This window comes from Amycolatopsis sp. cmx-4-61 (assembly GCF_046548775.1).
In the GTDB taxonomy this organism is placed as follows: Bacteria; Actinomycetota; Actinomycetes; order Mycobacteriales; family Pseudonocardiaceae; genus Amycolatopsis.
Genome location: NZ_JAEBEI010000002.1, coordinates 36,790 through 47,002 on the forward strand (window position 1 = coordinate 36,790; position 10,213 = coordinate 47,002).

Genomic DNA, 10,213 nt, shown 5'->3' on the forward strand with positions numbered 1-10,213 from the left:
ATCCCACAAGGAGATCCGCATGACCCGACGTCCGGGCCCCGACGACCTGTACGCCTTCGAGTTCCCCGAGCAACCGGCGATTTCGCCCGACGGCAGCCGGATCGCGTACGTGCTGCGCACCGCCGACCGCGAACGCGACGAAGACGCCCGTTCCCTCTGGCTGGTCCCCACCGGAACCGGTGAGGCGCGCCGGCTCACCCGCGGCCCGGCCGACCTGGCCCCGGTGTGGTCGCCGGACGGCACGCGGCTGGCGTTCCTGCGTGCCCAGGACGGCCCGGCGCAGCTGTGGCTGCTCCCGGCGGACGGTGGCGAACCCGAGCAGGTGACCAGCCTCCCGCTCGGTGCGGGCACCCCGGTCTGGCGCCCGGACGGCGCCGAGATCGCCTTCGCCGCCCCGGTCGACCTGGCCGCGGACGAGGGGGAGGACGCGGCCGCCCGTGGCCGCCGCGCCGGCGCCCCGGTGGTCGCCGACCGCGTCGACTTCAAGGCCGACGGCGCCGGGCTGCTGCGGACGCTGCGCAAGCACGTCCACGTCCTCGACGTCGCCACCGGCGAGGTCCGCCAGGTGACGGCGGGGGACTGGCACGCCGGCGACCCCGCGTGGTCGCCGGACGGCCGGTCGCTGGCCTTCCCGGCGGGGCCCGACGCCGACGCCGACCTGACCTTCCGCTCCGGCGCGTACGTCCTCGAGCCCGGTGACCGCGCGAGCGAACCGCGGCTGATCGGCTCCGGCGACGGCATGTGCGGCGCGGTCGCCTGGACCGCCGACGGCCGCGCGCTGCTCGCCGTCGGCCGCCGCGACACCGCACCCGGGCACCTCGGGCTGCAGCGGCTCCCGTTGGACGGCGGGGAACCGATCGACCTGGCCGCGCCGCTGGACCGGAACGTCATGCCGGGCGCCCCGGGCTACCCCGGTGCGCTCCCGCAGCTTTCCGGGTCCACCGTGCTGTTCTGCGCCCGCGACCGGGGTTACACGCACCTGTACGCGGTCGATCCCGAAGGCGGCGAGCCGCGGCTGGTGTTCGGCAGCACGGGCACCGCCGTCGCGGCGATGTCCGTCGCCGGGGACACGGCGGCGATCGTGCTCGCCACCGCGTCGTCCTACGGGGAGATCGCGACGGTCGACGTCGCCACGGGAACGGTCGAAGTGCGCACCGCGCACGCGCCGGCCGACCTCGAACCGTTCACCCACGAGGAGCGCGAGTTCACGATCTCCGACGGCACGGTCGTGGCCGGCTGGCTGCTGCGCGACCCGGCCTGCACCGGGCCGCGCCCGCTGCTGCTGGACATCCACGGCGGCCCGCACAACGCCTGGAACGGCACCGCCGACGCCGTCCACCTCTACCACCAGGAACTGGTCGCCCGCGGCTGGGCGGTGCTGCTGCTCAACCCGCGCGGCAGCGACGGCTACGGCGAAGCGTTCTACACCGCGGCGGTGGGCGCCTGGGGCCTCGCCGACGCCAAGGACTTCCTCGAGCCGCTGGACACCCTCGTCGCCGAGGGCGTGGCCGACGCGCGCCGGCTCGCCGTGACCGGCTACAGCTACGGCGGCTTCATGACCTGCTACCTGACCAGCCGCGACGACCGTTTCGCCGCCGCGGTCGCCGGTGGGGTGGTCAGCGACGTCGTCAGCATGGCCGGCACGTCCGACAGCGGCCACTACCTCGGCGTCGCCGAACTCGGCGCCCTCCCCTCGGAGAACCCGGCGCACTACGCGGCCCTCTCCCCGTTGTCCCAGGTGGAAAAGGTGCGCACGCCGACCCTGGTGGTGCACGGCGCCGCCGACGACCGGTGCCCCGCCGGGCAGGCCGAGCAGTGGTTCACCGCGCTGCGCGGCCAGGGCGTGCCCGCGCGCCTGGTGCTCTATCCCGGCGCGTCGCACCTGTTCATCCTCGACGGGAAACCGTCGCACCGGCGGGACTTCAACCGGCGGATCGTCGACTGGGTCACGCAGTACGCGGGCGAGCCCGGGAAGCCGGCGCAGGTGCCCCTCGACGCCGCGCACTGGCGGCGGCGGCTGGCCGCGCTCGCGCGCAAGCACCGCGTTACGGGCGCGTCGCTGGGCATCCTGCGCGGCGACGACCAGGTGCTGGCGAGCCACGGCGTCCTGAACACCGCCACGGGGGTCGAGGTCACCGACGACTCGGTGTTCCAGATCGGCTCGATCACCAAGGTGTGGACGGCGACGGTGGCGATGCAGCTGGTCGACGAGGGCCGGGTGACGCTGGACGCGCCGATCGCGGACGTGCTGCCCGAGCTGCGGCTGGCCGACCCCGACGTCACCAAGCAGGTGACCCTGCGGCACCTGCTCACCCACACGAGTGGCATCGACGGCGACGTTTTCACCGACACCGGCCGCGGCGACGACTGCCTGGAGAAGTTCGTCGGCCTGCTGGACGAGGTCGCGCAGAACCACCCGCTCGGCGCGACGCTGTCCTACTGCAACTCCGGGTTCGTCCTGGCGGGCCGGGTGATCGAGAAGCTCACCGGGCAGACGTGGGACGCGGCACTGCGCGACCGGCTGTTCACCCCACTGGGCCTCACCCACACGGGGACGTTGCCGGAGGAGGCCCTGCTGCACCGAGCGGCGATGGGCCACGTCGCGGCGGGCGACGGCGAGCCGCAGCCGGCCCCGGCGTGGGGCCTGCCGCGTTCGGCGGGCCCGGCGGGGCTGATCACGGCGTCGGCGGCGGACGTCCTGGCGTTCGCCCGCATGCACCTGGCCGGCGGGCGCGGCGTGCTGTCGGAGGCGTCGGCGGCGGCGATGACCGAGTGGCAGGCGGACATGCCGGACAAGCACACCCTCGGCGACTCGTGGGGCCTCGGCTGGATCCGGTTCGACTGGGACGGCCACCGCGTGATCGGCCACGACGGCAACACGATCGGGCAGTCGGCGTTCCTGCGGCTGCTGCCTTCGCACGGACTGGCGGTCACGCTGCTCACCAACGGCGGCAACACGCGCGACCTGTACGAGGAGCTGTACCGCGAGATCTTCGCCGAGCTGGCCGGGGTGGCGCTGCCGCCGCCGTCCGCGCCTGCCGCCGAGCCGCCGTCGGTGGACGCCGCCGACTTCGTCGGGGTCTACGAGCGGGCGTCGATGCGGATCGAGGTGTTCGAAGGGGAATCGGGCCTGCGGATGCGGCAGACGGTCACCGGCCCGATCGCCGCACTGGTCCCGGAGCCGACAACGGAACACGACCTGATCCCCGTGGGCGGTTCCCGGTTCGTCTTCCGCGAGCCGGGAGCGCGATCGTGGATCTCGGCGACGTTCTATTCCCTGCCGACGGGCGAGCGGTACCTGCACAGCGGCGTCCGGGCGACCCCGAAGGTGCCGGCATGAGCCGGGTCACGTCGGGGAACACCGGCTGACCCGGGGCGTTGTAAGGGGTGTCGGTACGGCGGAGTCCCCGGGCCTCACCCCTTGCCTTCACGGAACACCAGTTCGGCTGGAGCCGTGTCGTGCCTTTCGCCGCGAGGCGACCCCCGTACCGGCCTCGAACTCCCGCTTCCGCTCGCAGGTCTCCCCCCAGCCTTCGCCGAGCGGAAGCGGGACTTTTTCGTCGGTGGACCGGGTGCCCGCCGGATCAGCCAGCTGCCCGCGAAGGCCAGTGAACCGACGATTCCCGCCACGATGAACGCGGCCCGCAGGCCCGAGGCGTCCGGGCTGCCCGCGGCCGCGTCGTGGCGGGCGGTGGAGAGCGCCTCGATCTCGGTGGCGTCGCCGAGAGCGGTGCTTCCGTCAGTGCGCCGAACCGGCCGGGGAAATCGGTCCCCGCCGGATCAGCCAGCTGCCCGCGAACGCCAGTGAACCGACGATTCCTGCCACGATGAACGCGGCCCGCAGGCCCGAGGCGTCCGGGCTGCCCGCGGCCGCGTCGTGGCTGCCCACCGTCGCCACGCTCACGAACACCGCTGTGCCGAGGGCGCCCGCCACCTGCTGGAGCGTCGAGAGGATCGCGCTGCCGTGGGAATACAGGTGGTCGGGGAGCACGCCGAGCGACTCGGTGAACAGCGGCGTCATCATCAGGCCGAGCCCGGCCATCATCAGCACATGGATCCCGATCACCGCGATCAGCGGGGAGTCCGGCCCCAGCACCGCGAACAGCCACAGCGAAGCCGCCATCGCCGCCGCGCCGGGGATGACCAGCGGGCGCCCGCCGACCTTGTCGAACAGGGCGCCGACCGGGCGGCCCAGCAGGCCCAGCACCAGCCCGCCGGGCAGCATGGCCAGCCCGCTGACGAACGTGCTCGCGTGCAGCACCGTCTGCAGGTAGAGCGGCAGCAGGATCGCCGCGGCGCCGATCAGGCACACGAACAGCAGCGCCGTCAGCACCAGCGCGACGACGAAGCTGCGGTGGGTGAACGGCCGCAGGTCGAGCAGGGCCCGGTCCCGGCGCTGCAGCCGCAGCTGCCGCCAGGTGAACACCGCCAGCGCGGCGATCCCGACGACGATCGGGACCCAGCCCGGCACCAGCGGCGCGGCCCCGTCCCCCGCACCGCTCGAGGACAGGCCGTACAACACCCCGCCGAAGCCGAGCGCCGACAGCAGCACGGACGGCAGGTCCAGCGGCACCCGGCGGCGTTCGCCGTCCAGGTGCAGCAGCAGTGCGCCGGCCACCAGGGCGGCGACCGACAGCGGCAGCACGATCCAGAACATCCACCGCCAGCCCAGCGACGACAGCACCGCACCGCCGATCGTCGGCCCGATGGCCGGCGCGACCGCGATGACGATGGTGATCGTGCCCATCGTCGCGCCGCGCCGCTCCGGCGGCACCAGCCGCATCACGGTCGTCATCAGCAGCGGCAGCATCACCGCCGTGCCGCACGCCTGCACCACCCGGCCGGCCATCAGCAGCCCGAACCCGGGCGCGAGCGCGCTCAGCAGCGTGCCCAGGCTGAACGCCGACAGCGAGAACAGGAACACCTGCCGCGGCGAGAACCGCTCCAGCAGGAACCCGGTGGTGGGAATGACGACGGCCATGGTCAGCAGGAAGCCGCTGGTCAGCCACTGCACGGTGGTCGTCGGTACGTGGAGGTCGACGGTCAGGTCCCGCAGCGCGACGCTCAGGATCGTCTCGTTCAGGATCATCACGAACGCCGAGAGCACGAGGACCCCGATGAGGAGTCCCGCGCGCGCCGGAGGGCGGTTCACGTCGGCGGGCGGGCTGGACACGGTTTCGGTCATCGGGGTGGGACTCTCCTGGTCGGCCGGGACGGCCGCGGTGCACACGGGACGTCCTTCGCAGTGTGCCCGTTTCCGGCGCTTCCTGTCAGGCGGTTTTCCGGATGGCGGACCCCCTGCGAAGCCGCTTCCGGCGTCCGATATGCTTCCACCAGTACGAAGTTCCGCAGCGCGCGATTAGCTCAGCGGGAGAGCGCTTCCCTGACACGGAAGAGGTCACTGGTTCAATCCCAGTATCGCGCACCACGAGTCCACCCCCGGATTTCGTGGCAGTTCGTACCACGGGCGATTAGCTCAGGGGGAGAGCGCTTCGTTCACACCGAAGAGGTCACTGGTTCGATCCCAGTATCGCCCACCAGATCAGCGAAGAAGGCCCCGTCCGCGGACGGGGCCTTCTTCTGTTCGGTCCACTTCGGACTCCGCGATCACAGCAGGCGGCGTTGCAGCACGTCGGCCAGGACCGTGTGGACCATTTTCGCCAGTTCCCCGTGGTCGGGCAGGGTTCCCCGGCGGCGGCCCGCGAAGAGCAGGTGGGCCGCGCCGATCAAGGACAAGGCCAAGGAGTCCACTTCGGCGTCCACGGCGATGCGACCCTGTTCGCGTTCGGCTGACAGGTAACCCGAAAGCATGGCGCGTGCCTCCGTCAGGACCGGGAGGCCGGTCTGCCGGCGCAGGCGGGCGCGCAGTTCGTCGCGGAAGAAGATCAGGCCCGTCAAGGCCACCGACACGGGGTCGAACAGCTCGATCAGGGCGTCGACGACGTTTTCGGCCACCGTCCGGGTGCCGGCGGCCGCCTGCAGGAGGGCGGCCTGGTCGGCCAAGCGGGTGATGCGGTCGCGGACGAGCTCCGCCAGGAAGTCGTCGAAGTCGGCGAAGTGGCGGTGCAGCACGCCTTTGGCGACGTCCGCCTCGGTGGTCACCGCGCGGCTGGTCAGCGCGTTCGGCCCGGCGCGCAGGAGCACCCGCTCGGCCGCGTCGAACAGCTGCTTGCGCACATCGCGCAGGTGGACCCCGGTCGGCATGGTGACCATTCTCCGGCACGCCCGCCGGTTGTCCTAGTGGGCGAGTGCCCATTAAGGTGGGCGCATGCCCACTCAACCTCATGAAGCACGCTCGATGGCGGAGTCCTTCGGGAGCGACGCCGAACGCTACGACCGCGCGCGGCCGGCGTACCCGCGCGAACTGGTGGACCGGATCGTCGCCGCGAGTGCCGGCACCGACGTCCTGGACGTCGGCTGCGGAACGGGCATCGAGGCGCGCCAGTTCCGCGCCGCGGGGTGCCGGGTGCTCGGTATCGACCCCGACGCGCGGATGGCCGGCTTCGCGCGCCGGAGCGGACTCGACGTCGAGGTGGCCAAGTTCGAGGACTGGGAGCCGGCCGGCCGCACGTTCGACGCCGTCGTCGCCGGGCAGGCGTGGCACTGGGTGGACCCGGTGGCGGGCCCGGCCAAGGCGGCGCGAGTCCTGCGGCCCGGCGGGCTGCTCGCCGTGTTCGCCCACGTGTTCCAGCCGCCGGCGGAGGTGGCGGAGGCGTTCTCCGCGGCGTGCCGTCGCGTGCTGCCGGGCCTGCCGTTCGCGGCGGAGTCCCGCCCGGCCGCGGAGATCTACGACGTGATGTTCACCGGCTTCGCCGACGCGATCGCGAAGGCGGCCGGCTTCGGCGCCCCGGACCGCTGGCGCTTCGAGTGGGAGCGGACGTACACGCGCGACGAATGGCTGGACTTCCTGCCCACGACGGGCGGCTTGACCCGGCTGCCGCCGGCGGAACTGGCCGAGGTCCTCACCGACGTCGGCGCGGCCGTCGACGAGCTCGGCGGCAGCTTCGTGCTGCCGTACACGACCCTGGCGGTGGTGGCGCACACGGCTTGACAAGAAGTGCGGCCCGAGACGCGGCGGCGGAGCGGCCGGTCGGGTGGTGCGCCGGGTCAGACGCTGCGCAGCACCGAAACCACCGCGCCGAGGATCACCGCGCGGTCGCCGTCGATGACGTCGTACGCCGGGTTGCGGGGCTCCAGGTACACGTGGCCGTCGCGGCGGCGGTAGACCTTGACCGTCGCCTCTTCGTCGATCATCGCCGCCACGATCTGGCCCGAGTGGGCCTCCGACTGCTGCTTGACCACGACGATGTCGCCGTCGCAGATGGCCGCGTCGATCATCGAGTCGCCGCGGACGCGCAGGCCGAACACCGTGCCGCGGCCGGTCAGGTCCCGCGGCAGCTTGAGGACGTCGTCGGTGTGCTCGACCGCCGAGATCGGCGTGCCGGCCGCGATGTCGCCCACCACCGGGACCGGCACCGAATCGCCGTCCCCGGCCGATGACGAGCCGCCGAGGAACGCGCGGACGTCGATCGGCCGTGACACCGTGGCCCCGCGGCGCAGGAAGCCCTTGTCTTCGAGGCTCGCCAGGTGCTTCGACACCGACGACGTCGACTGCAGGCCGACCGCCTCGCCGATCTCGCGCGTGCTGGGGGAGTAGCCGTGCTGGACCACCCAGTCCCGGATCGCCGCCAGGATCCGCTGCTGCCGCTCCGGCAGGGCCGTCGTGTCGAGGTGCTCGAACGTGTCGTCGTAGGTGGTCACCGGCGTGATCCTAGAGGCACGCGCACCGCGCCCCGCCGCCGGTCCGCACCGCCCGGTCCCGCTCACCGGAACACCGGGTGACAGTTGGCGCCTTACCAACATTGACTCCGGCTTTGCCAGCCGTTGACCTGCGCAACGATTCGACGTATGGTCTAGACCACAATTTTCCTTCGCTCGTAACCCTTCCCGTCGCGGCGGGCCTCGCGGCGAGGCCGGTACCGCGGTTCCGCCGTGCCCGGCGGCGGGAGGCGAGCCTGTCCCCGAAGGAGCTGGTATGAACCGCAAACTGGTCGCGGCCGCCGTGGGTGCTCTCCTCGCCCCGGTGCTGGTGGTGCTCAACCCCGCCGGGATCGCGAGTGCGCACGGCTACGTCAGCTCGCCGGCCAGCCGGCAGGCGCAGTGCGCCCAGCACATCGTGCAGTGCGGGCAGATCCAGTACGAACCCCAGAGCGTCGAAGGCCCCAAAGGCCTGCACTCCTGCAACGGGGGCGTTTCCCAGTTCGCCGAGCTGAACGACAACAACAAGGGCTGGCGCGCCGCGAGCGTGGGCCGCACGGTGACCTTCACCTGGACCTTCACCGCCCGCCACCGCACGTCGAACTACCAGTACTTCATCGGCAGCCAGAAGATCGCCGAGGTGAGCGGCAACAACCAGCAGCCGCCGGCGACGGTCGCGCACCAGGTGAACCTGGGCAGCCACACGGGCCGCCAGACGGTGCTCGCGGTGTGGAACATCGCCGACACGGCGAACGCGTTCTACGCCTGCATCGACCTGCAGGTCAGCTGAAGCCACGACGGCGGAAGTCGACTGCGGAAGTCCACTGTGGCCGGACGGGCCGTGTCACCCCCTCGGTGACACGGGCCGCCCGGTCTGCTTGGCGGTGACGAACCGCTTGCGCAGCTCGACCACCTCCGTCAACGCGGCCAGGGCCTCGGCCTGGCGCCCCACGGCGCACAGCAGCACGGCGTGGTTCTCGAGGGCGGCCGCGAGCATCCTCAGCAGGGCCCCCGTCGGCACCCACCGCTGTCCGGGATCGTCGGAGGGACGGCGGAGTTCGACGGCCTCCGCGCTCGCCCGGACGCCTTCACCGGCGAAGCCGAGGTCGAGCAGCTGCAGGGACTTGTTCAGCAGGCAGTCGGCCAGCGGCCCGGCCCGGTAGAACCCGGGGGTCTGCCGGTCGAGCTGCCGGTAGACGGCTTCGGCGTCGGTGATCGCCGACAGCGCGTCGTCCGGCCGGCCGGCTTCGTTGAGGTGGTGCGCCTGGGTCAGCAGGCCGGAACCCAGCTCCATCAGCTCGACGTCCGGGTGGTACTCGCCCAGGACGGCGGCGAGGCCGGACGTCCGGTCGTGGGACGCCGGGGACGCGGCCGTGAGCTCGCGGAGTTCTTCGGTCAGCTCACGCAGACCGCGTTCCGGGTGCGCGGCCGCCCGTGCGGCGACCGCCGCGAGCACCAGGGGCTGCCCGCCGCAGAAGGCCAGGAGCTCGTCCGCCCCCTCGTCGGCCGCGCGCTGCGCCCCGATCGAGGCGGCCAGGATCTGCCGGGCGTCGCTGTCCGGCAGGGGCGCGAGCGCCAGGCTCTCCGCGCCGGACCCGACGGCCACGCCGCTGAGCCGGTGCCGGCTGGTGATCAGGACGGCACCGGCCGGGTTGCCCGGGAGCAAGGGCTGCACCTGGTTGGAGTCGCGGGCGTTGTCGAGCACGACGAGCAGCCGCTTGCCGGCCACGGCACGCCGGTACAGCGCGGCCCGGTCGTCGACCCCGCCCGGGATTTCACCGGGCGCGACGCCCAGCGAGAGCAGGAAGTCGTGCAGCACGTCGGACGGCGCTTGCGCCCCGGCGTTCGTGCCGAACCCCCGCAGGTCGGCGAGCAGCTGCCCGTCGGGGAACCCTGTGCTGTGCCCGGCGGCCCAGCGCCACGCCAGGAACGTCTTGCCGATGCCGCGCGGGCCGTGCACCACGACGACGTGCCGGCCGTGGGGGCCGGTCAGGCCGGCCGTGAGGTCGCGCAGCTCCGCCACCCGGCCGACGAAGGACCCGAAGTCGACGGGCCGCAGCCGGGGCGGCGACGAGGTCCGGTGCGGTTTCGCCGCGGGATCGGCGGCCATCGCGACCAGCAGCTCGCCTTCGCCGGCGGTCAGACCCAGCGTCTGCACCACGCGGCGCACGGACGGCCCGTGCGGCTGCCCGCGGCCGCCGGTTTCCCACCGGCGGATGGTCCGGATCGAGACGCCGGCCGCTTCGGCCAGCCGTTCCTGCGTGAACCCCGCCCGGATCCGGTGCCGGCGGAGCAGCGCGCCCCAACGTGCCGTCACTCGCCCTCCCCGTCCGCCGGCTCTTCCCCCGTGCCGACGTCGTTCCATGATGCCGGGGCGGGGCCGCCGGAGACCAGGCCGTGGACCGGTCAGGCGTGACCGGGTGTCCGTCACCGTCCGGACGCGGAGGGTGACGGC

At 73.0% G+C, this 10,213-nt stretch carries 7 protein-coding genes and 2 tRNA genes; 5 read left to right on the forward strand and 4 right to left on the reverse strand.

Annotation, left to right across the window (positions count from 1 at the left end):
* The first annotated feature begins 19 nt into the window (after positions 1 to 19).
* Complete coding sequence (locus tag ACLJOU_RS08600) at positions 20 to 3,340, forward strand: serine hydrolase (protein ID WP_410564858.1); 3,321 nt, start codon at positions 20 to 22, stop codon at positions 3,338 to 3,340.
* Positions 3,341 to 3,739: 399 nt separating this feature from the next.
* Here ACLJOU_RS08600 and ACLJOU_RS08605 read toward each other — a convergent pair whose 3' ends face one another.
* Entirely contained in the window at positions 3,740 to 5,185 is a 1,446-nt protein-coding gene (locus ACLJOU_RS08605) for a DHA2 family efflux MFS transporter permease subunit (protein ID WP_410566655.1), read from the reverse strand.
* 168 nt (positions 5,186 to 5,353) lie between these two features.
* On the opposite strand from ACLJOU_RS08605, the gene ACLJOU_RS08610 reads away from it, so the two are divergent.
* Together ACLJOU_RS08610 and ACLJOU_RS08615 are read left to right on the forward strand one after the other, a co-directional pair.
* A tRNA-Val gene (locus tag ACLJOU_RS08610) sits at positions 5,354 to 5,428 on the forward strand.
* 37 nt (positions 5,429 to 5,465) lie between these two features.
* Positions 5,466 to 5,540, forward strand: a tRNA-Val gene (locus tag ACLJOU_RS08615).
* Between the two features lie 67 nt (positions 5,541 to 5,607).
* On the opposite strand, the gene ACLJOU_RS08620 is transcribed toward ACLJOU_RS08615, so the two are convergent.
* Entirely contained in the window at positions 5,608 to 6,204 is a 597-nt protein-coding gene (locus tag ACLJOU_RS08620; RefSeq protein WP_410564860.1) for a TetR/AcrR family transcriptional regulator, read from the reverse strand.
* 94 nt (positions 6,205 to 6,298) lie between these two features.
* Here ACLJOU_RS08620 and ACLJOU_RS08625 point away from each other — a divergent pair, with 94 nt between their 5' ends.
* Positions 6,299 to 7,051, forward strand: a complete 753-nt coding sequence (locus ACLJOU_RS08625) for a class I SAM-dependent methyltransferase (protein WP_410566657.1) — start codon at positions 6,299 to 6,301, stop codon at positions 7,049 to 7,051.
* Positions 7,052 to 7,107: 56 nt separating this feature from the next.
* On the opposite strand, the gene lexA is transcribed toward ACLJOU_RS08625, so the two are convergent.
* A complete protein-coding gene (lexA, locus tag ACLJOU_RS08630) occupies positions 7,108 to 7,761 on the reverse strand; it encodes a transcriptional repressor LexA (protein ID WP_410564863.1) in 654 nt (217 codons plus the stop codon).
* Positions 7,762 to 8,035: 274 nt separating this feature from the next.
* Between lexA and ACLJOU_RS08635 the strand changes: the two genes are divergently transcribed.
* Entirely contained in the window at positions 8,036 to 8,548 is a 513-nt protein-coding gene (locus tag ACLJOU_RS08635; RefSeq protein ID WP_410564866.1) for a lytic polysaccharide monooxygenase auxiliary activity family 9 protein, read from the forward strand.
* 54 nt (positions 8,549 to 8,602) lie between these two features.
* Here ACLJOU_RS08635 and ACLJOU_RS08640 read toward each other — a convergent pair whose 3' ends face one another.
* The gene (locus ACLJOU_RS08640; RefSeq protein ID WP_410564869.1) at positions 8,603 to 10,075 is read right to left on the reverse strand and encodes a helix-turn-helix domain-containing protein; all 1,473 of its coding nucleotides are present in this window, start codon (positions 10,073 to 10,075) and stop codon (positions 8,603 to 8,605) included.
* Positions 10,076 to 10,213 lie beyond the last annotated feature (138 nt).